Genomic DNA, 22,396 nt, shown 5'->3' on the forward strand with positions numbered 1-22,396 from the left:
ATCAATTCTAAACACTGGAATGGAATGATGTCCACGACCACCGTTACTTATCGCGGATCCCTGCGGACCGAAGCGCGGCATCATGAAAGCGGCGGCACTCTGTTGACCGATGTCCCCACGGAAATTGGCGGCACAAACAGCGCCCCTTCCCCCAGCGACCTGCTGGCCGCGGCGCTTGGCGGGTGTTTGCTGGTCACGATGGCCATGCTGGCCGAAAAACGCGGGATCAACCTAACAGGGGCGACGGCGCTGGTACGGAAAGAAACTTCCACGGATTCGCCCAAACGGATCATCAGCCTACAATCTGTCTTGACCATACCCGGCGGGGCGCAACTGACCGCCGAACAGCGCGAAATCCTGGCCAAAGCGGAAAAATACTGCTTGGTGCATAATAGCCTCCACCCGGATATTTCTGCCCCGGTCGAAATTATTTGGGCGTAGTCATTAATCTATGAAGTTACCCATTTTTTCCCACATTTTTTTCCTGAACTATGTCGCTCATGTCTCCCTCCGCGCTGTTGGAACAACTGCAATGGCGCTACGCCACCAAAAAATTTGACCCCGCGCGTCAAATTCCCGCCGATGTCTGGCATGTGTTGGAACAGTCGCTGGTGCTGGCCCCCAGTTCGTTTGGCCTGCAACCGTGGAAGTTTATCGTGGTGACCAATCCCGACATCAAGGAAAAACTGGTCGCCGCCAGTTGGGGTCAAACCCAAACCCGCGACGCCAGTCATACCGTGGTCTTTGCCGAAAAGCTGGAAATGCGGATGGAAGACGTGGATCGCCACCTGGCCCGGCATGCGGCCGTGCGGGGGACCACCATCGAATCGCTGGCTGGATTTCGCAAAATTATCGAGGGCTTTTTTAGCCGCCCCCCCGCGGAATTTGACGTGAATCACTGGTCCGCCCTGCAGGTCTATCTGGCGCTGGGACAGTTTATGACCGCCGCGGCGGTGGTGGGGGTCGATACCTGCCCGATGGAGGGGATCATTCCCGCCCAATATGACGAAATCCTGGGCCTGACCGGGACGGGCTATACCACAAATGTGGTGGCGACGGCTGGGTACCGCGCGGCGGACGACAGATACGCGACGCTGCCGAAGGTGCGGTTTGAGACGAAGGATGTGGTGGAGTACCGGCTGTAGGAGGCGACTCCGTCGCCGAACTGGTTTTTGGTTGTTGGTTTTTGGTGTTTGATTGAATGACTTTTTGCCACGAAGCGGTTGCATCCCTTAGCCCAAGATCGCGCAGCGCATCGTCGGTAAGCAAACCTCATCCCCCTGTTTAGCCGCGACGCGCAGCGGAGCGCGGCCCGGCTGGAACCAGAAATGCTTTTTTCACGAAGGAAAGCAAGAGGCACGGAGCAGGCAACCTGTAGGAGGCAACTCCGTTGCCGATTCTCCTCTTAGTGGCGAGGTCCACTTGCCGACACCGCTTCTCGGTGAAGTAGCATAACCGTAGGTGTCACTTTCCCTCATCCCGCCCCCTTTCCCCCTTCGGCTACTTGGCGCAGCTTGTCCCAGGATTGTCGCATGACGCGTTGCAGTTGCCAGCGCGTTAAGGGGGAGTACACCCACACGAACCAGCGCAGCATCGTCGAAAAGAGCGAATAATCGACGAGTTGCCGGTATTCCAGGTTAGTGCGATAACCATTGCGCCGCAGCGTGTAGGCGACTTCGATGGGGAGGGGAAATTTCCCTTGGTAATCCAGACGCAAGCGTAACTCGCGCGGTGGATCAACCACCAGATATTCTCCCGGACTGGTGATCAGCCGCCCCCTTTCCCGCAGATCGATTTCAAACCTTGAACCCGGCATGGGGGGTCCAGGATCTATGTCCCGCTGTGCCACGATTTGCGTCCTCCATTGGCGTTGAAGATCCGGCTCGGTCAGACACGCCCAGACGCGTTCGACCGAAGCGACGATATCCACAGTGGAGGTAAATTCCATACGGCACAACGCGGTTAAGGGGAAAAATCGCCTGGAATTCGCGCCATGATAGCAGAGTGCCGCCTAGGAGGCCAGTTAGTAGCTCATAACTGGTAGCCACGTCGGTGGGGTGATGATCTTACAAAAGGGCAGCGCGTCATATCCCGCCACGGATGAAGGGGCTGTGCGGAAACGCCTGTGTCGATGGCGGAACACTACGATTTCTCGTCACGCCCTACGGTTTCTATCGCACGATGGCGGAACACGTTCCGCCCTACGATTCTCACCTCGCCCCACGGTTTCTATCGCACGATGGCGGATCAACGTTCCGCCCTACGATTACGATGGAACTTCTTTAGCGGCTTCTAGATCGCCGATTCCGCGATTTGCCGCGCCTCTTGGCACGCCGTGTCGGTATGCGTGGCGCAGTGGGCCTGCCACCAGCGCTCGGCCGCATCGCGGCTCCAACGGCGATTCAGGTCCAACCCCACCAGCGCCTGCCACAACTCCCGGGTACTGCCATAGCGGTCCTGAGGGGATTTTTCTAAACATCGCAGTACGATTGCTTCCAATTCCGCGGGTAATTCCGGGCGATGTTTGCTGGGTGGAACCACCGGTTGGCTGGCATGGGCCAGGAGCACCTTAATAGGGTTATCCGCCTGGAACGGGGAACGCCCCGTCAGTAAGTAGTACATCACCGCCCCCAGCGAGTAAATATCGCTACGGGCGTCCGGCTCGGACTCGCCCGTGGCTTGTTCGGGGGACATATATAGGGGCGAACCGGTTATAGCCCCCTGTACCGTCAGTTCCAGGTTATCTTCCTTGTTCATGAGCGGCTTGGCCAAGCCAAAGTCCAGCAGCTTGGCCACGTCATAGACACCCCCGCGATGGGCCGAAAAAATATTTCCCGGCTTTAAGTCGCGGTGAATCAGGCCCAGCTCGTGCGCTTCGCCCAGGGCCTCGCAGACCTGCTGGATTAGATACACGACCCGTTCCGGCGGCAAGGGTCCGTAGCGTTCAACCATATCGGCCAGGTTCATCCCCGGCAGGTATTCCATGACGTAATAAAACGTGCCGTCATCCGTGCGGCCATAGTCAAAAATTTCGATCGAATTCCAATGGGAAAGTTTGGCCGTGGCCCGTACTTCCCGTTCAAAACGAAGCAGCGCCTGGGGATCATGGGTTTTGCCGGGACGGATGAGCTTTAAGGCGACGGGGCGCTTCATGAGTTGATGTTCGGCCAGGTAGACCTCTCCCATGCCCCCCGAACCGATCAAGCGTTTGAGTTTGTACTGACCCAGTTGTTTGGCCTCGTAAACTTCGGCGCGAAGGGAGTTGATCGTGGCGACGCCAAAAATGCCGGTCCCAGCGACCAGCAATAATTGCAGAACGTTTCCGCTAAAAGTATCGATATTATTAACCGGGCAGTTTTTGCCAATGCACACGGAAAGCAACGTGACAGAGCCAAATAACAAGATCGGGACGCTGACCATGACGCCAATCACCACCGCCGCCCGCCGCCATGTATTGGGAATAAAGATTGCATAATTAAAAACCAGCAAAAACCACGGCGCGATCGGATTTTGGGCGTAAGCGGGATCCTGCGTCGCTTGCCAGCGATTGATATACAACACGTTATATAACAGAAAAAACAAGGCGGGCAGGCCAAAGATCGCCAGTTCCATCATCCGCAGCTTGCCCAGGCTGTGCGCGCATTTGCGGCATAAACTAAACGCGCACACCGCCAGCACCGCCGCCACCATGCCGTTGATCCCCCACAGCAAGAGCGCGTCCCATTGATCCAGCCCATAAATAAAGAAATTACGAATAAAAAACAGCGTAAAGCCCGTGCATAACACCAGAGCCGCGCTGCGCAAGCGGTCCCGCAAGAGGGTGGTTAGCTCGCTGCTAAGCCCCGGCTTGCTACCCTCTACTAATTGGATGGGGATGGGCCTTTGAATATTTTGGCTGGATGGATCGGATGTACCCCCTGGTCCCAGGCTCACGGCGCCACCTAGGTAACCCCGTGGCAAGTCCCCGGCGGTTGCGTCCAATGTCCGATCCAGGGGAGGGGGAGTCTGTACCAGGGGGGAACTTGCCATATATGCTGTTCACTTTCAAAAATGTAACAACCGCGCCCCGGCGGCCATCACCGACTTCATGTGAAATTAATCTGTATTCTATGCTAATCAGCCCGGGTCGCCCAATCTTTGTCTTCGTGGCAAACTGACTATTGGATGCTAGTCTTTGTATTCGGGTTACTAAGATCAATCGCAAGTATTGACAGGGAAAGCCGTTATGGCAAGGACACCTTATACCTGCCGAGAGCTAAACCGCGCCAAATTCCCGCGCGCAGTGCTTGTGAAAATTTAGCGGATACTGGAAACTAAGTCGTGTCCCCAGACACAAAGGCCGCGGATCCCCCGTCGAGGCAGGATTTTCGTAGTTATTCCACACATTTTAATTAACAAATGCCCCGCTACAATCCCGCAGAAATTGAACCAAAATGGCAGGCATATTGGGAAGCGCACCGCACTTTTGCCACGCCCCGACTTCCCCCCGGAGAAAAACGGTATTATCTGGATATGTTTCCCTATCCCAGCGGTGACGGGCTGCATGTCGGCCATCCCGAAGGCTACACCGCCACGGATATCCTTTCCCGGTTTGAGCGGATGCGCGGCAGGACCGTCCTGCACCCGATGGGCTTTGACGCGTTTGGCCTTCCCGCCGAAGAGAACGCCATCAAAAACGGCATTCCTCCGCGCGTCTCAACCGAAAAAAACATCGCCAATTTTGTCCGCCAGCTAAAGGCGCTCGGTTTTAGCTACGATTGGCAGCGGCAGCTAAGCACGACCGATTTGGACTATGTCCGTTGGACGCAATGGATTTTTTTGGTGTTGTTTGATACCTGGTTTGACAGTGACCAGCAGCGGGGAAGGCCGATTAGCGAACTGCCCATTCCCCCTAGTGTGACGGCTGAGGGTCCAACCGCCGTGGCAAAATACCAAGACGAGCATCGCTTAGCGTACATTAGCGAGGCGCCGGTGAATTGGTGCCCGGCGCTCGGCACGGTCCTGGCCAATGAAGAAGTTATTGGCGGGTTGAGCGAGCGCGGCAGGCATCCCGTGGTGCGGATTCCCTTAAGGCAATGGATGTTGCGCATCACCGCCTACGCGGACAGGCTGGAACAGGGTTTAGCGAATCTGCACTGGCCGGAAAGCATCAAAAAGCTGCAACGGGATTGGATTGGCAGAAGTACCGGAGCAGAAGTGGACTTTTACATTGGCCCCGCCGGGGAGTTTGAATCGTGGAAGGCCTCCCGCCAACAGTCGGGTTGGCCTGCCAAGCCCGGCGCGGATGTCCTGCGCATTTACACGACCCGCCCGGATACGCTGTATGGGGCGACATATATGGTCATTGCCCCGGAACACGCGGCCGTCGCGCGATTGACCACGCCCGACAACTCCGCAGCGGTAAAAGCCTACTGCGATCAAGCCGCAACCAAAAGCGACTTGGACCGAACCGAACTGGCCAAGGTCAAAACCGGCGTTTTTACCGGCAGTTACGCCCTCAACCCGGTCAATGGGGCGAAAATGCCGATCTGGATTGCCGATTACGTTCTGGCCACTTATGGCACCGGCGCGATCATGGCCGTCCCCGCCCATGATGAGCGCGATTTTGAATTTGCCCAGGTTTTTGGCCTGCCGATTATTCCGGTGGTAGATCCGGGAGAGGCCGCGGGAGTGGAACGTAACTCGCTATTGGCGTGTGAAAAATCCTTTGTGGCGGATGGTGCGGCGATTAACTCGGGCAAATACAACGGCACTCCCAGTGCGCAGTTTAAGCCGCTCATCACGCGCGATCTGGCGGCGTCTGGCCTGGCCCGCGCGGCGGTCAATTACAAGCTGCGGGATTGGCTGTTTAGTCGGCAGCGTTTTTGGGGAGAGCCGTTCCCGATCTTGCACGAACTGGACGACCAGGGGCAATTTACCGGCCGCTACCGCGCGGTCCCCGTGGAGCAACTGCCGGTTCCGCTACCGCACTTGGATGACTACAAACCACTTGGCCGGCCCGAGCCCCCCCTCGAAAAAGCCGCCGCCGACTGGCTCTATGTCACGCTCGATGGCGAGCGCTATAAACGCGAAACCAATACCATGCCGCAATGGGCGGGCTCTTGCTGGTATTACTTGCGTTTTATCGACCCCAAAAACGAGACCGCACTCATTGACCCCGCTTTGGAAGCCGCTTGGATGCCGGTCGATCTGTATATCGGCGGGGCGGAACATGCCGTGCTGCACCTGTTGTACTCGCGCTTTTGGCACATGGTCCTCTTTGATCGGGGACATGTCCGCGCGCCCGAGCCATTCACTCGGCTGGTCAATCAAGGAATGATCCTGGGCGAGGCGGAATATCACATCACTCCCGCAATGTACGCCTTACATGAGTCGGGGATTCATGCGAGCGGCGTTACAACCGTGCATTTACCCGCCAAGGAAGCCGGCGGCAAGGAAAGTTACGTTCTCAAAGTCGCGGACGAAATGGGCAAGCTGGGCAATTTAACGGAGGAACTTGTCGAGAAACGCCAGGGAAAGGCATTTTTGCGCGGCACGCCGGTCGAAATGACCAGCCTGAGCGAAAAAATGTCAAAGTCGCGCGGGAACGTGGTCAACCCCGACCATATCGTCCAGGAATTTGGCGCGGACTCGTTGCGGCTGTATGAAATGTTCATGGGCCCGCTGGAGGCAACCAAGCCGTGGAGCACGACCGGTGTTAATGGCGTGCGGGGATTTTTGGACCGGGCCTGGCGATTGATCGTTAACGAAAAAGCGGAAGTCCTGGAACTCCACCCCGCCGTGGTTGATCAGCCCCCGACGGAGGAACAACTGCGCATCCTGCACAAAACAATCGCGGGGGTCACCGCCGATTTGGAAGCGCTCAGCTTTAACACGGCGATCGCAAAAATGATGGAATTTACCAACGCATTTACCAAGTTGGAGCAACGCTCCAGACTTATTTTAGAGCAATTTGTCCTGCTGCTAGCCCCCTTTGCGCCGCATTTGGCCGAGGAACTGTGGCAAATTTTGGGCAAGTCAAAAACACTGGCGTATGAGCCTTGGCCACGGGCGGAAGAGCGCTATTTGACCGAAAACGAGCTGGAAATTCCGGTGCAGATCTTAGGCAAATTACGCGGGCGGATCGTCGTGCCCGCCGAAAGCACGGCGGACCAGCAAGAAGCCGCCGCCCGCGCGGATTCGCGGATTGCCGAATTGCTGGCGGGTAAAACGATTGTTAAAGTGATAGTAGTTCCGGGGAAGCTGGTGAATTTTGTGGTCAAGTGAGCGGGGGCGGCATGGGGGCATCGTCCGCGCCATTCGTTTGATCAGGGTTGCTCCCGGGATTCGCTGATTCTCCTTAATCCCTTTCTCTCATTAATTTAATTTATTTCCATGCGAAATGTTTTGGCGTTGGTACTGGGTGGGGGACGGGGCACACGGTTGTACCCATTGACCAAATTCCGCTCCAAGCCCGCGGTCCCATTGGCGGGTAAATACCGCCTGATCGATATCCCGCTGTCGAACTGTATCAATAGCGGAGTGAGCCGCATTTATGTGTTGACGCAGTTTAACAGCGTCAGCTTGCACCGGCATATTCGACGAACGTATCAGTTTGACGCTTATAGCGGGGGCTTTGTCGAGATTTTGGCCGCGCAGCAGACCAACGACACCAGCGAGTGGTACCAGGGAACCGCGGACGCCGTGAGGCAGCATGTGCGCTATATTCAGCAGGCGGATATTCAATATGTGCTGATCCTCAGTGGCGACCAACTTTACCGGATGGATTACTCCGACATGCTGCGGACGCATCTGGCCAGCAAGGCGGATGTGACGATCGGGGCCATGCCGGTTACCCGCGAGGCGGCTCCTGGATTTGGCATTATGCGCGGGGATGATAATGGCCGGGTGGAGGGCTTTTTGGAAAAGCCCAAGACCGAGGCCGAAATGAACATGGTCATGACCCCGTCGCACGTGATCGACGCGCGGGGAATACCCAGCCGGGGGCGGGATCTGTTAGCCAGCATGGGGATATACCTGTTTAACCGCGACACACTGGTGGACGTGCTCACCAAGACCGATTATCACGACTTTGGCAAGGAAGTCTTTCCGGCCAGCATTCGCACCCGCAAGGTGCAGATGCATCTGTTTGACGGTTATTGGGAGGACATCGGCACGATCAAATCGTTTTACGAGTGCAATTTGGACCTGGCCAAAATTAATCCCCCGTTCCAGTTGGCCAGCGCGGAAGCCCCCATTTACACCCGCGCGCGGTTTTTGCCTCCGTCGCAAATTCATGACGCGACCATTCGCAACAGCATGATCGGCGACGGCTGCGTCATCGAAAATGGGGTGGTCATCGAAAACAGCGTCATCGGCAATCGCACGCGCATTGGCAAGAATGTTACTATCCGCGACACGGTGGTGATGGGGGCGGACGAATATCAAACCGCCGCGCAAATCCAGCAAAATATGAGCCAAGGCCTACCACTCCTGGGGATTGGCGAAGGGACCGTGATCGAACGCGCGATCATCGACAAAAATGTGCATATCGGCCGCCATGTGCGGATCGTCAATGAACGCAACTTGCAAACCAGCGAGGAAACCGCCGAGGCGATGATCTGCGACGGCATCGCCATCATTCAAAAAGAGGCGTACCTGCCGGATGGCTGGAAGCTATAATTTAGTAGTGCTGGCTTTAGCTAATAACTATATCGGGTGTGCTTTAGCCCGAAATACATAATGTGTAAATGACCAGATTGTCTGGCAATGATGCCAAGAGAAATGCCATGTCCAAAACAGCGAACTTGATCACGGCGGATGAATTATTGCGCATGCCGGATGTCGGCTGGCGGTACGAACTGTTGCAAGGGGAACTGCGAAAAATGGCTCCAGCTGGACATGAACATGGTGGCTCAGCACATGATTTTGCGTTAGTCCTAGGCAATTTTGTTAAACAGTATAAGCTTGGAAAGGTCTATGCAGCCGAAACAGGTTTTCTTCTTTCTAAAAACCCCGATACGGTCCTAGCTCCCGACTGTGCCTTTGTCCGCAAGGAACGCTTGGCAAAGGCCAATAAAGTCAGCGGCTATTTTCCTGGTCCACCCGATCTGGCGGTGGAGGTCGTCTCCCCCTCGGACCGACCCGCCGAAGTGCGGCAAAAGGCCCTCGCTTGGCTGGCGGCGGTAACTTTGGCGGTGGTTGTGATTGATCCTGCGCCGCATACCATGACCGTCTATCGAGCGCCCGATAACGTTGTTAACTTACAGGAATCAGATGTATTAGATCTCTCGGACGTGGTTCAGGATTTTCTGATGCCAGTGAGCGAACTTTTCGATGTGACTTAACTCAAACCCCTACCCCCTCTTCTCGAGCGCGTACCGGCGGACTAACGTCCATCGCACGCTACCTCAAGCCACCCGTCTCCCCTCGCACCAGTTCCGTCGGGCGGACGGAACCTACTCCCCATGTCTGTCGCGCTCGCTATTTTTGCCCATCCCGATGATATCGAGTTTGTCGCGGCGGGGACGCTATTATTGCTTAAGAAAGCCGGTTGGGAACTGCATTATTGCAACCTTTGCCGGGGAAATTGCGGTTCGCAAACGACCGATGGACCGACCACCGCCGCGATCCGCCAGACTGAGGCCCTGACCGCAGCTACACTGCTGGGGGCGACCTGGCATCCACCGCTGACGGATGATTTGGAGCTAATGTATGACGTGCCCACGCTCCGGCGGGTCGCGGCCCTGGTAAGAGAGGTCCAGCCGCGGATTGTGCTCACCCACGCGCTGGTTGATTATATGGAAGACCACATGGCGGCCAGCCGGTTGGCGGTGACGTCTGCCTTTGCCCGGGGAATGCCAAATTTTGCCACCTCCCCCGCGACCGATACTTATTCCGCCGATGTGACTGTGTATCACGCCCTGCCCCATGGCCTGCGCGATCCGCTGGGCCAGCCGGCCAGTGCCAGTTTGTATATCGACACCACGTCCGTGCATTCCAGCAAAAGGGGGGCCTTGGCGGCGCATGTTTCGCAAAAGGCGTGGTTGGATGTCAGCCAGGGGATGGATTCGTATCTGGCCGCGATGGATGAAATGTCGCATGCGGCCGCCACGTTGGCGCGGAAAGCATTGGCTACTCTTGGTCAAAGCGACAAGACTCAGTCCTTTCCAGAGAAAAAATCAGGAAAATCAGCCGCACAGCCAGATATTTCCCACGACCCGCGACCCCCATCCCCTCCAGCGAATGAGTCTCCTTGGCAATTTGCCGAGGGATGGCGACGGCATCTGCACCTGGGTTTTTCCGCCACGGATGACGACCCCTTGGCGGCGGCACTTGCGGAATATGCGCTGTTGGTCACATAAATGGTAATTAGCACGCGGAGACGCAGTATTTCCGAAAGTAAGGAAGTGAACAGCGGATTTTAGAACTAATGATGTGTAAAGTTAATAAAGTATTGCAGTAACCCACCCCTGCTCCTCCGCACCCCCTCGTCCCTCACCCCCTGTCCCCCATGCCCCGCAAGTTATCACATATCGCCCCCGACTGGTGGGATTACACCACGCTGGATGAAGCTCTGATTAACGACGCCGCGCGGCTGACCGCCGCCGACCTGGCGCAGCTTTCACGTCCGGGATTTCAGGTGATCATGCATGACACGCTGGAGGATTTTTATCTGGCCGAGGCGCTTGAGTATATTCACGCCTGGCGGGCCGCCACGCCGGACAATCCCGCGGGAATTTGCGGGCCGATCGGGCCGACCGAGCAACTCCCCCTGGTCGCCAGACTGGTGAACGAGCTGGAGCTGGATTTGCGACACGCCCACTTTTGGGGGATGGATGAATGGTACGCGGAGGGGCGGGCGGTCCCCACATCGCATCCGCTCAGTTTTGAACGGGCCGACCGCGAGCTCTGTTTTGACCGCATTCGGCCAGATCTCGTCATGCCGGGGGAAAATTTGCATTTTCCCACAGCCGATCTGCCCACCTATATCAATTCGTGGAACGGCGTCCGCTGTGTCGTCATGCAGGGGGGGCAGGGAGACATCAAGCACTGGGCGTTTAATGACCCCGTGCGCCGCACGGGGCCGTATGCCGACCAGCCCCCCGCGCCCGAGGAATACCTGGCGCTTTCCACCCGGGTGGTTGAGTTGCATCCCGTCACGCTGGCCCAGAATGCGCGGACATCCGGCGGGGGAAATTTAACCCTCGTGCCGCAGCGGGCAATCACCGTCGGGCCGGTGCAAACTTGGCAAGCGGAGAAAGTGTCAATCTGGCAGGCGGGGGCGCATGATAATCCGCTGGGCCAGCGGCTGACGGCGCTGATGATCAGCAAACACCTAGCCGATAGTGCTGTCCCGATGTCGCTTTTAGGACTGCACCCCCACGTGGAGTTTCATTACTACCGCGGCGGTGTGGGGAGCTGCGCGGTGGAGATGCATTAGGAGCGAAGAGTGGAACGACTTGCAATGCCAATCAATTAGATTGCCAGCACATCCCAGCTTACATCTAGTTCGGCGAATAACTCACCCAGCGATTTCTCTTCCGTGGGTAGATCGACTAAAGGATTATTGTTCGCAATTTCCGCTGTCCAGCCCGGTAGGAAAGAGACGACAGTCCCGTCAAACAATGCTTGACCCGCGGTGGAGTTCATCCCTAAACCGCTAACATTCCCATTTGTAAGCGGGTTAGCAAAGTTGTCGTTTGTCGAACTCAGTCCCAATTCACCAGGGGTGATGGCAACCAGCAAAGGCTGTTCAGTTGGGGGAGAATCCGGTGGCAAGATGCCGCTAATCAGCGGGCCGGAATTATGGGTGATGACCACATCTTTCAAATTAAAGCCTGTGGTATACCCTGGCCAATAGTCGTTATCAATTAGAATCACCCCCGTGCCGGGATTAAAAACTGGCCAAGTCATGATGGGCTGCCACGGCACGTCAATCAAAACGGGATTCGGCGAAGTGACCAAATCAAAGGGGGGCTGGGTATCGCCTGGAAATGCAATGCCCGGCAAATTGATGACTACCGGCTCAATTGGCAGCAAAATCGGTGTGCTCACATCGATTGGCATGGGAAAATATATAGGACCATCAACCGGAGGCAAGGTGTCTACCGGCGGCAAAGTGTCTACCGGAGGAATCTCTGGTGTGGGTGGTGGAATCACTTCGATAGTCGGCGGTAAGTCATGTATCTCGATAGAATCGTCCGGTGAAATGATAATAGGTTCTGGCGGACGTGGTAGTGCCGAGCGATCCGCAAACGCCTGCAGGAAGTTTCCCTCCGCGTCAAACAAATGCACGGCAGCTACGCCGCCCAATTGATAAGGATTTACTCTCAAAGAAGCAGGCTGGTAGCTGGTGATCGCCAGCAAATTCCCCGCGCTCTGCATATAATATCCAAATTTTTCCTCTACGAGTTCGTCAGGACGCTCCAATGTCCTGAACCAGACGCCGTCCTCGGCGTGGTACAGGTACACCGCGCCAGCTACAAGACCAAAAGTGTCGTCATTATGGGCACCTATGGCCAACGTATCCCCGGCAAATGCCAGACTGCAACCAAAAACGCTCCGATTCAATGGCGTAGGATTGATCAAGGAATACAATAAATTTCCGGTCGCAATGTCAAATACTTGAATCGGAATTTCTGGCGAACTGCCGTACATACTGATGGCAATCTTTGTATCGGAAATGGCCAGCGTATGACCAAACCGCTCGTCGCGCGTATTGGGATTAATAATTTCTCTCAGTAACTCGCCAGTGGAGACGCGGTAGAGACTAACTCGTCCACGAAATTGAGAATCTGACAATGGCTCATCTACCCGGCGGTTAGAAATGGCCAAAATATCGCCCGAAACCGCGATGGTGCCACCAAAAGTCCAAGGATCGCCAGTTGTGCTGGATATCGTCCGTTGCAATGCGCCATTTCTCGCATCGTATATCTTTACGCAGCCAAGTTGATTGCCAAATTTCCCAGACTTACCGCCATCCGTGCCAACAATCAGTGAATCGCCACTTATCGCGATACCAGTACCACTATCACCGGAATCGAGCAAGCCCGTCAAATGCGTTGTTAACACTCCGTATTCCAAGTCGTAAACCATAACTTGGCTTACATCCTGGATATAATTGTGAAAACTAATTGCCAAATACTTATCGGTCATGATCATGTGCATTGACCGAATGTTGAAATAAAAAGTTCCAATCGTTGGCAATTCGAGGCGGCTGGCGAGTTGGCCCGTGGAATTGTCGAATAGTTGAATGCTATGTCTTCCAGAAAAAGCAGTATAATAGACTGGTTGATCCTCACCTGCCCAAAGATCATGATTTTCATCCGCTTGGATGACACTATTTGTGGCGCTAAACACGGCCGTAAATTGCGAATTCACGGCGACTACATTTCCAATTCCCCTATCGAATTGCGCATACTGCAGGACATCGGTGCCTGGTCCAACGTCCTGCCATTCGGTTTCCACCAGACCGGTACCATCATAAACCGTGCGTGTTTCCAATGATTCAAACCGCAATATGCGAATTCCGGCGAGTTTGTTCCTCCGCTGGGAAACTTTACCCTGACCAATCAAGCGGGATAAAAAACTTGCCATGATACTGCTCCGTGTTTTGATATTGCCCCGTTTGCCCTGAGTGCGTCGCGCCTCTTACAAACAAGAACCGCGTAAAGAAATCCGCCCCGACGCCAGAAACCGCCAAACCGCATAAGACGACTAGCAATTAACCTGTAATGTATCGCCGGGCGAGGTTAGCGTCAAGGTTTTTGGCGAAAAAAATAGAAAGCTGGCGATTCTAACCAAATTCTCGCAAATCGAATTCAAGGAATCTAGAATGTTTTACGCTAAGGTTTAGCAGCATCGACACCCTTCTCCGTGATCCACCGTGTCTTCTCGGCCGCTCAGTAGTTCATAGCTCTCAATATCCGAATCGCACTGCGCGCCTAATTACAGATAACTCACGAATTAAAAAATCAAAAATTATAAATAAACTTGCTGTCAGAGTACCTAAAGCAAATTTGCTGCATACTTTGTAACCACCCTCTCGCATCGTGCTGCGCGTCGCGGCTAAACGATTTTAGAGCCACCCCACCTCCCGCCTCTCACCTCCCGCCTCTCACCTCCCGGCTCTCACCTCCCGTCTCTCACCTCCCGTCTCTCACCTCCCGTCTCTCACCTCCCGTCTCCCACCTCCCGTCTCTCACCTCCCGTCTCCCACCTCCCACCTCCCGTCGCACCAGTCCCGTCCGGCGGACGGGACCTACCCGCCTGCTAGATCCCCCGCAACACATCATCAATCAGCGCATCGTCGTTATCCCACAGATCGGCCAGGTTGCGGCGGATGCGGGTCTCGGCTAGCTCCAGGGCATACCTTCCCGCGGCCAGTTGCCCGCTGATCGTCTTTCCAGGGTCAGATGGCTTTTCCTCCTGTCCATTCGCCCCATTCGCTCCGTGGGTTGGCTGGCCCATGCCAGCTTGCCCAACGGGAACATCCCTTGCCACCAAGATCGCATCCATCCGCCGCAGTACGCACGCACTGACGTATAGATCGATCGCGGCGTCGGCGATGCGTCCCGCCTGTAACTGCTGGTCGACAATTTCTTCGCGATATTTGGCCAGCGCTTTTTCCACTTGACCGCCAAAGTATGCGGTCAACCGGCCCAAGCGTTCCGCCTGCGGATGCAACTCCGCCGCTTGCACGCGGACCTCGGGCGTGCGAAAGTAGCTCTCCAGCCGCTCGCCGGCAAATTGGCTCAGTCGGCTCAGGTTCTTCCACGGGCTTTGCACCGCCTGCAATATTCCCTGCAATTCCAATCCAACATCCCGCATTCCCACCAACGCCACAAACGCCCGCAGGACATCATTGGCCCCTTCGCCAATCATATTGATCCGCGCGTCGCGGAGCATCCGCTCGAACGGCTCGTCGGTAAAGTACGCCTTGCCCCCGTAGATTTGGATCGTGTCGTTGATGATCCGCCACAGCGTTTCCGTGGCAAAGACCTTCAGCATCGCCGTTTCCAGCATGTAATCTTCTTCGCCGGCGTCGATCAAGGCCGCGGTCTGGTAGGTGCACGCCTCCATGGCAAACACCCCCGCCGCCATCCAGGCCAGCTTTTCCCGCACCATGCCAAAGCTGGCCAGCGGTTGACCAAACTGCACCCGCGTCTGGGCGTGCCGCACGGCGTGCTCCACGCAAAATTTGGCCGCGCCGGTACAACTGGCGCCAAAGGTCGTCCGTCCAAAATCCAACACAGTCAGGGCGATCTTTAGCCCTTTACCCACCGCGCCTAGCACGTTTTCCGCCGGGACATACATATTTTCAAAGGCCAGCCGCCCCGTCGCCGTCCCGCGCACGCCACACTTGGGCATGCGCTCTTCGAGAACCCGAAATCCCGGCATGTCGGGCGTGACAATAAAGGCCGTGGGGACCAGCTTTGTCGGGGGGTAAGTTTGATTTCCCGTAGCGGAAGCGGGGGTAGCCTTATCCCCCATGGGAACCGGCACTTTGGCAATGACCGTCAGCACCTGGGCGATGCCGCCATTGGTGATCCAGCGTTTGGTGCCATTCAGGATGTAGCCCCGGCCATCTGGCGTGGGGGTGGCAATGGTTTGCACGTTGGCCGCGTCGCTGCCGGCCTCGGGCTCGGTCAGGGCAAAGGCGCTAATCCACTCGCCACTGGCGAGTTTTGGCAGGTATTTTTCTTGCTGTGCGGGCGTGCCAAACAGGACCAACGCGCGTGGGCCGATGGAATGATGCGCATTGACGAACAGCGCGGTGCTGGCACAGTGACCCCCCAAAATTTCCAGCAGTCGGCAATACTCGGTTTGGGTTAGACCATGCCCGCCGCAAGTCGTGGGCAGGCACGCCCCCAAAACGCCAATTCCCCCCAAGCCGACAATGACACTTTCGGGAATCCGCTCGGCGCGGTCGATTTCCACGGGATCAACAGAATTTTGTAAAAACTTACGCAGGTTCGCCAGCATGGCGGTGGTTTGTGGTCCCGGCAATTGAGCCGGATAGCGGGGGAGTTTTTCCGCTAGATATTTGCCAAAATACAGCCCCCGCACAAAGCCCAGTTTTTGTAGCCGATCGCCCAGCAACTCTTCGGCTTGGGCGATTTGTTCTTCCCGTTGCATGGTTCCCATAAGTGATCCTGTAAATCTCCCTCTTCCGGCGCACCATAAGAGGTTGGGGGAGGAGGGAACAGCGCGACTTCCGATGGAATCTCCGCACCGCCGCCAGCATCCAATTTTACGCAACTTTTGCCACTAAGACGAATAGCAGTTAGGCAAGGCGATCTAGTTTTGGGTTGCCTGCCATCAAAACCCCATCAACCAGGTGTCCCTTTTTAAAGAGAATTGCGGGCAATTCGCGGAAGAATGCCAAATCTAGGCATTCACCTTTTGCGAACCTATCGTCGGGGATTCACTCTGTCCCCCACAGGGGTTTTTGATTAAAATAAGGTGGTGGAATTTATCCAGCTTAGCTAACTTGTTGCTAGTTGGTTTAACGATTGTGTCAGGTGAGAAGACAGCTTTACTTTTCCGTCTTGTTTTTGCGGGATTCGGGTGGGATACTTCCGCGGCAACAAACGAAAAATCCCCAAAATACCGCGTGAAATTTTTTTACTCCATAACTTTTTCGATTCTGAAAAGAGATCCATTCTGAGGTGGCGGGCTAAGTGTCAACCAACTTCAGGGGTAATGAACGTTGACGGCGGCGTGAAGCAAGGCGGACTTTTATTAGGAATTTTGGTAAAGGAAGTGACATCATGGCCAAACGACGTGATTTGGACACTTTGTTACGAGATTGGAATTACCGGCCCGACGACATCGTGGCGCGGGTGTTAAAGGGGTCCGATGGGCGGCCCATTTTGCAAATGCGGGTGGATTTGGGAATTTTGCAAATGGAAACCAAGGATCGTCCCGACGGCCAGCGTCCCCATGGCGAACGGACCTATTATGACTATCTCATTCGTGAATCCCTGGATGAGGAAAACCAGGACTTTACCATGACCGCCGAGCAATGCTCCCTGGCGGATCAAGAATTTTCACAGTTTTACCATCGACGGGTATGCTGGCTGAGCCTGCGGGAATATCGCCGGGCGGTGGAGGACGCGGACCACACGTTGTCATTTATGGACTTTGTGCGGGACCATTCACCCAACGAAGACTGGACGATCAGCCACGAACAATACCGCCCGTTTGTGCTGTTTCATCGGGTGCAAGCGGCGGTGCTGGCCGAACTAGAGGAAAACGGTCCCGAGTCCGCCATTGCCGAACTCAATCGGGGCCTGAATCGCTTTAAACAGCTTTATGTGGACTACGAGGCCGAGGACAAATACAGCGAAGATGAATTTGTTCAGCGGCTAAATGACCTCAAAACCAGCCTCAAAACCCACTTTAAGATTGGCCGCAGCGCCGAAGACTTGCTGGCGGAAGCAATCGAAAAAGAAGACTACGAAACCGCGGCTAAGCTGCGGGACGAATTGGCCCGTAACAAGCGCAAAAATTAACGGCGGCCCGGGAGTGGTGGTTACCAGTCGGTGGCGATTTGCCGACGGGAACGACCTCGCTCCCCGTTAGGTCTCTGGTGTCAGCAGGTTGGGGCAATTTCTGGGGATTCTCTACGCCTAATCCTCAAAATTCACTTGTCCGGGCATGCCCTGACGCGCCATAATCAGTGTTTGAGGGATGGCCTGCGACAATTTCACACATTTTTCACATAAATTCATGACAATGCACAAACCAAATATCACGAAATCGTGGCGATTGGAACAACTCCCCGGCATGGCGCTTTTGGTCCTGGGACTACTGGTTTTTTCCTCCAGCACGTTGTTTGCCGCCAATGAGGGCCAAGCCAGCCTGGATGAAGCGACGGAGAAAAAGCTCGACGCCGATTCGGTGAAGGATCTGTCGGAGGTGATCAAACTGGCGGAGCGGGCCATAGAAGAGGGTTTGGACGAAACCAACACCCAATTCGCCAAAAGCCTATTGACCAGCACTTATGCCCAGCGCGGGCTGATCCTGGCGGAAGCCGCCGTCGAGCAATTTCAGCAAAATCAGCAACAAGGGACCTGGAATCAGATACGCGGCATGGCCCTGCAGGACCTGGAAAAAGTGCTCAAGGAAGACGACCAGACCGCGGAAATTTACTTTATGATCGCCAAGCTCAATTCCCTTCCCGCGGGAAAGACCGAGCGCGCCAAACAAACCATCGATAAGGCGGTCGAACTGAGCCAGGATAACGCCTCGCTGCAGGCCCAGGCGTTGGTGCTGCGGGCCGATATGGAAACCAACCCCGCCGCCATGCAAGCCGATCTGGACAAAGCGGTCAAGCTAGCCCCCAAGTCGATGGAAATCCACCGCGCGCGGGGGTTGTTTCATCTATTAAAGAATAACAAGCCCGAACTGGCGCTGGCGGATTTTGACAAGGCAGCCGAGATCGAACCCGCCAACCCTGGCTTGCAACACGCGCGGGGTTTGGCCTACATGGCGCTGAATAAGCCCGAGGAAGCAATTGAGGCCTACGATCGGGTGGTGGAATTGTCTAACGGCAACCCCTTAGCGCTTTTACAGCGGGCGCGGGCCAAAGTCACCCTCAAAAAGTTTGATGCCGCGATCGAGGATTTGAACACCGCCCTGGAACAAGAACCGGGCAATAACACCATTTTGTTGCTGCGGGCCCGCGTTTACCAGATGCAAAACAAAACCGAACTCGCCCAGGCGGACATCACCGAAGCCCTTAAAAAACGGCCCGGGCTGCCCGCCGCGATCGAATTACGGGGCTTGATTGCGGCCGATAGCGGCGATTTTTCGAAGGCGATTGAGGATTTTGAAGAGCTGTTAAAGCTAGACCCCAAAAATGTGGAATTGATGCTGCAAATTGGAATTTTGCGGGTCGCGGGCAAACAGCCCCGCAAGGCAATCGAGAAATTCACCGCCGCCCTCGAGCAACAACCAGATAACTTTTTTGCCCTGCGGACACGCGCGGACGCTTATCTGAGTGTCGGTAAACATGCCGAGGCAATTGCCGACTACGAAAAAGCCCTCACGCTCAAGCCCAAAGATTCGGGCGTGCTCAATAATCTCGCCTGGGTGCTGGCCACTTCCCCGGAAGATAGCCTGCGAAATGGCAAACGCTCTATCGAATTGGGGACGCAGGCGTGTGAAGTCACCGATTATAAGGAGGCCCATATTCTAAGCACGTTGGCTGCGGGCTATGCCGAGTCAAATGATTGGGAAAACGCCGAAAAGTGGATTACCAAAGCGGTGGAGGCGGGGGCGGACACCGAACACAAAGAGCAAATCGTCAAGGAACAAGCCAGCTATCGGGAAAAAAAGGCCTGGCGTGAATTGCAAAACGAGCCCGACGCCGAAACCCCGCAAAGCCGGGTAAAATCAGAGAGCGAAGATTCCGCAACTCCGAAATCTCCCCAGGAGAATTCGGCCACACCGGGGAACGATGCGCCAGCCGAACCGGCGAAGGAGCCAGAGGCCGAAAATCCCGGCCCGAAGGTGGAATCATCGCCCGAGAAATAATGGTCCATCCGGGATTCGCCTGGGTTGGCAGCCTATTAAAGATGCCCTGATTGACACAATTTATTTTTCGGTTTGGGCGAACTAAAAACTACCATTAGCCGAGTATGAAGGCTAATTTTCAATTCTAGTGTAGTCCCCGGCGAATGATTGGTTCAGCTCGAATCGGTAATTTTGATACTGTACTTATTGCAATGGGTTAAACTAAAAAAGCATTTGAACCACTTATCAGTACTGATCTTCACTCATCCAGCCAAGGTTTTCCGGCTAGCATACCGTTAAATTGTTTGCGACGGTAAAATTGAACTCTGGCTTCGTGTTGAAAAGCGAAGATGAGTGTTTTCAAATTTCTTCCTCAAGAAATCTTTATTACACGCTTTCTAGCTAAACGTAGCGCGGCTAGCAATTTATGAAGGCATGCAGTATTACTGGGTTATTTCCGGATGACGCAACCGCGTTTCGGTAGAATCCCTCACCCCGGCCCTCTCCCAGAGGGAGAGGGTGTATTCCCAGGGTAGCCGCTACGCGGCAACCCTGGGCTGAGTTATATAACCGCGTTTCGGTAGAATCCCTCACCCCGGCCCTCTCCCAGAGGGAGAGGGGGTACCGCGAAGCGGTTTCGGAATATAGCCCAGTGGTTGGAGCGCAGCGAACAACCCTGGGAAAAGATCAAAACCAGTGAACTCCTACTCCAACGGAGTTGCGGAATCCTTTGGTAAATTGGTTAAAAACCGCGCTATTATTAGTTGTGATTAGTATTACTTGCTCGCTAAAAATCTTGCTAGCGAGGCATTCGGCTGAAATGGCGCGACGTTAACGCCACGCCAGCCAAAGTAAAAACAAGAGCCACACGCCAAAAAAGAGCGCCGCCCAATAAAAATGAGTGTATTCGGCACTGGTGCTCGTCGTTGGCAGGGGAGCCTGCCACGTCAATGGGGAATCAGTCTGTACCGGTCCCGCCCCCACGGCGGGGGAAGATTGTTCCGGAGTCGCCTGGCGGGATTGAGAGGGGGTCATCAGGGCAGGCTAGAAAGCTATTGGTCGGTAATTTTAAATTCGCGGACGAACGCCTGGTCAAAGTCATAAACATTGTCAAAATCTTCGCGGCGGTCATGGCGCGTTTTGCGCATTTGGCGAATTGCGATCAGATTGAACACGATCTCGCCAAAATCAGCCGTCTGCCGGAGACCCCAGCTATTCAGCACGCATTTGGCCATTAATCCAAATTGCTCAAGCGCATAAATGCGAATGGCCTGGCACAGTTCTTGTCCGCTGAGATGCCGTTCGGTTTTGAGCTTGGTCGTCTCGGAAGTATTTTCCGCGGACATGTGTTCGGCGGGTTCCGCCGCATGGGTCACCCGTTCCGAGGCTGAATATTCTTCCGCCCCCTCCGCTTCGGTTTCTTCCCGGTAATAATCCGTCCCCATGTTCAATTTGTCATGGGCATAAGAAAGAGCCTCAAACACAAAGGCGTACGCTTCAAAGCGATAGCGCTTGTCTTTTTTGAGCAAGGTGATAAGGGCGTGCCGTGGGTCTTCCATAGTCAAATTACCCCAGGGATATTTTTCTAAAAGTATTTTAACATGAAATCACGGATGTTCCACCACTCTCGTGGCGGCGACTTGATCAAATTCGTTGATTCCCCCGGATGGGGCGGAAAATCAGGGTGATTTAGGATGGCAAACGCTCGACTGTGACCATAGGTTAATCCGCGGCAGGATTCCCACCGCGATTTTTGTCCGTTGGGGGCCTGCGCCGGGAATCCTGTTCCGGGGAATCGCTTTCCGTCGTATTCCGCGAGGCTCCACCGCCTGCGGAGCGCGAAAGCACTGTCAGAACCTCGGTCGCGGGCAAAAGCACCCGGCGGCGATCTTCCATTTCCACCAGCAACTGTTGGGAAAGGATTTCCTGGGCCAGCACCCGCGCGCGTCCCCGGCCGGTCACAATATCAGCGCCCACGGGGGGCAAATCCCGCTGCAACTCCTCGTAAGTGTCGTACTCATAGCGCAAGCAGCACTTTAACCGCCCGCAACGGCCGGAGATTTTGGTCGGGTCCAGCGTCGCCTTTTGCAGTTTAGCCATTTTCATGGAAACCGGGGGCATATCAATCAGATGCGTGTTGCAGCAGACCGGTTTGCCGCAATCGCCATAATCGGCGAGAAGTTTAGCCTCGTCCCGACTGCCAATCTGCCGCATTTCGATCCGGGTTTGCAGTTCTCCCGCCAATTGCTTGACCAAATCGCGAAAGTCGATCCGGTTTTCGGACAAATAATAAATCACCACCCGCTCGCCGCCAAACAATTGCTCCACATCCACCAGCTGCATGTCCAGCCCGGATTGGGCGATAATCCGCTCCACGATCGCAAACTCGTCCCGCTGCCGGGCTAATATTTTAGATAACTCGAGCGAGTCCGCCGGTGTCATTTCGCGTTGAATTTGCCCTTGGCCGGGATTGGTTAGTTGGGCCACGGCCTGGGGCGTGGCCTCGCACAGGACCACACCCGCCTCCAGGCCCCGTTCGGTCCGGGCAATCACCTGCGTTCCGCGGGATAACATGGTCCCTTCACGGGCACCCATGATCGCGATGGCCCGCATGACGCCGTGCCGGACAATGTATTTGGGCATAAGGGCGGCAGCGGGAATAGAGGCAAAAAAAGTTATGGACGCGCGATTGAGTCGTTATGGTCAAATTATAAAGGTTTTGGCCACGTGCGCAAAGGATAGCGCGGGCCGCTTGGTGCGACGAAAAAAACCCCGAATATCCATTCCCCCCGCCTATCCCCGCAAGTTAGGATAAAAATAGAGCAGAGACTGCCCAAGCGGCGGTGTGGGAACCAACGGTTGAGCCGCTGCCAGAGCAGATAAAAGTTCTTTG

Annotated in this window: 16 protein-coding genes; 9 read left to right on the forward strand and 7 right to left on the reverse strand. The window is 55.2% G+C overall.

The window, feature by feature from the left end:
* Positions 1 to 27 precede the first annotated feature (27 nt).
* A complete protein-coding gene (locus SFX18_06015) occupies positions 28 to 441 on the forward strand; it encodes an OsmC family protein (GenBank protein ID MDX1962687.1) in 414 nt (137 codons plus the stop codon).
* Positions 442 to 491: 50 nt separating this feature from the next.
* Positions 492 to 1,145 carry an NAD(P)H-dependent oxidoreductase gene (locus SFX18_06020; GenBank protein ID MDX1962688.1) on the forward strand — a complete coding sequence of 218 codons (654 nt, stop codon included), beginning with the start codon at positions 492 to 494 and terminating at the stop codon, positions 1,143 to 1,145.
* 329 nt (positions 1,146 to 1,474) lie between these two features.
* Here SFX18_06020 and SFX18_06025 read toward each other — a convergent pair whose 3' ends face one another.
* Entirely contained in the window at positions 1,475 to 1,948 is a 474-nt protein-coding gene (locus SFX18_06025) for an SRPBCC family protein (protein ID MDX1962689.1), read from the reverse strand.
* 344 nt (positions 1,949 to 2,292) lie between these two features.
* Positions 2,293 to 4,029 (reverse strand): serine/threonine-protein kinase, encoded by a 1,737-nt coding sequence (locus SFX18_06030; GenBank protein ID MDX1962690.1) that lies wholly within the window; start codon positions 4,027 to 4,029, stop codon positions 2,293 to 2,295.
* Between the two features lie 369 nt (positions 4,030 to 4,398).
* On the opposite strand from SFX18_06030, the gene leuS reads away from it, so the two are divergent.
* The 5 genes from leuS (at position 4,399) to SFX18_06055 (ending at position 11,422) form a co-directional block, all read left to right on the forward strand.
* Complete coding sequence (leuS, locus tag SFX18_06035) at positions 4,399 to 7,266, forward strand: leucine--tRNA ligase (protein MDX1962691.1); 2,868 nt, start codon at positions 4,399 to 4,401, stop codon at positions 7,264 to 7,266.
* A gap of 108 nt (positions 7,267 to 7,374) precedes the next feature.
* Positions 7,375 to 8,661 (forward strand): glucose-1-phosphate adenylyltransferase, encoded by a 1,287-nt coding sequence (locus SFX18_06040; GenBank protein ID MDX1962692.1) that lies wholly within the window; start codon positions 7,375 to 7,377, stop codon positions 8,659 to 8,661.
* 107 nt (positions 8,662 to 8,768) lie between these two features.
* The gene (locus SFX18_06045) at positions 8,769 to 9,326 is read left to right on the forward strand and encodes a Uma2 family endonuclease (GenBank protein MDX1962693.1); all 558 of its coding nucleotides are present in this window, start codon (positions 8,769 to 8,771) and stop codon (positions 9,324 to 9,326) included.
* Positions 9,327 to 9,446: 120 nt separating this feature from the next.
* Entirely contained in the window at positions 9,447 to 10,343 is an 897-nt protein-coding gene (locus SFX18_06050) for a PIG-L family deacetylase (GenBank protein MDX1962694.1), read from the forward strand.
* Between the two features lie 149 nt (positions 10,344 to 10,492).
* Entirely contained in the window at positions 10,493 to 11,422 is a 930-nt protein-coding gene (locus tag SFX18_06055; GenBank protein ID MDX1962695.1) for a glucosamine-6-phosphate isomerase, read from the forward strand.
* A gap of 35 nt (positions 11,423 to 11,457) precedes the next feature.
* Here the strand turns inward: SFX18_06055 and SFX18_06060 are convergent, their stop codons facing one another.
* Together SFX18_06060 and SFX18_06065 are read right to left on the reverse strand one after the other, a co-directional pair.
* The gene (locus tag SFX18_06060) at positions 11,458 to 13,578 is read right to left on the reverse strand and encodes a hypothetical protein (protein MDX1962696.1); all 2,121 of its coding nucleotides are present in this window, start codon (positions 13,576 to 13,578) and stop codon (positions 11,458 to 11,460) included.
* A gap of 675 nt (positions 13,579 to 14,253) precedes the next feature.
* Positions 14,254 to 16,128 (reverse strand): acyl-CoA dehydrogenase family protein, encoded by a 1,875-nt coding sequence (locus SFX18_06065; GenBank protein MDX1962697.1) that lies wholly within the window; start codon positions 16,126 to 16,128, stop codon positions 14,254 to 14,256.
* Positions 16,129 to 16,754: 626 nt separating this feature from the next.
* Between SFX18_06065 and SFX18_06070 the strand changes: the two genes are divergently transcribed.
* Together SFX18_06070 and SFX18_06075 are read left to right on the forward strand one after the other, a co-directional pair.
* On the forward strand, positions 16,755 to 17,498 hold the full coding sequence (locus tag SFX18_06070; GenBank protein ID MDX1962698.1) for a UvrB/UvrC motif-containing protein: 744 nt from the start codon (positions 16,755 to 16,757) through the stop codon (positions 17,496 to 17,498).
* Positions 17,499 to 17,715: 217 nt separating this feature from the next.
* Positions 17,716 to 19,524 carry a tetratricopeptide repeat protein gene (locus tag SFX18_06075; protein ID MDX1962699.1) on the forward strand — a complete coding sequence of 603 codons (1,809 nt, stop codon included), beginning with the start codon at positions 17,716 to 17,718 and terminating at the stop codon, positions 19,522 to 19,524.
* Between the two features lie 810 nt (positions 19,525 to 20,334).
* Here the strand turns inward: SFX18_06075 and SFX18_06080 are convergent.
* The 3 genes from SFX18_06080 to ricT all read right to left on the reverse strand — a co-directional run bounded on the left by SFX18_06080 (position 20,335) and on the right by ricT (position 22,146).
* Positions 20,335 to 20,538, reverse strand: coding sequence for a hypothetical protein (locus SFX18_06080; protein ID MDX1962700.1), 204 nt, complete (start codon positions 20,536 to 20,538; stop codon positions 20,335 to 20,337).
* A 17-nt stretch (positions 20,539 to 20,555) separates the two neighbouring features.
* Positions 20,556 to 21,062, reverse strand: coding sequence for a hypothetical protein (locus SFX18_06085; protein ID MDX1962701.1), 507 nt, complete (start codon positions 21,060 to 21,062; stop codon positions 20,556 to 20,558).
* 163 nt (positions 21,063 to 21,225) lie between these two features.
* Complete coding sequence (gene ricT, locus SFX18_06090) at positions 21,226 to 22,146, reverse strand: regulatory iron-sulfur-containing complex subunit RicT (GenBank protein MDX1962702.1); 921 nt, start codon at positions 22,144 to 22,146, stop codon at positions 21,226 to 21,228.
* Positions 22,147 to 22,396: the final 250 nt, after the last annotated feature.

It is taken from the genome of Pirellulales bacterium, from assembly GCA_033762255.1.
Classification (GTDB): domain Bacteria; phylum Planctomycetota; class Planctomycetia; order Pirellulales; family JALHPA01; genus JANRLT01.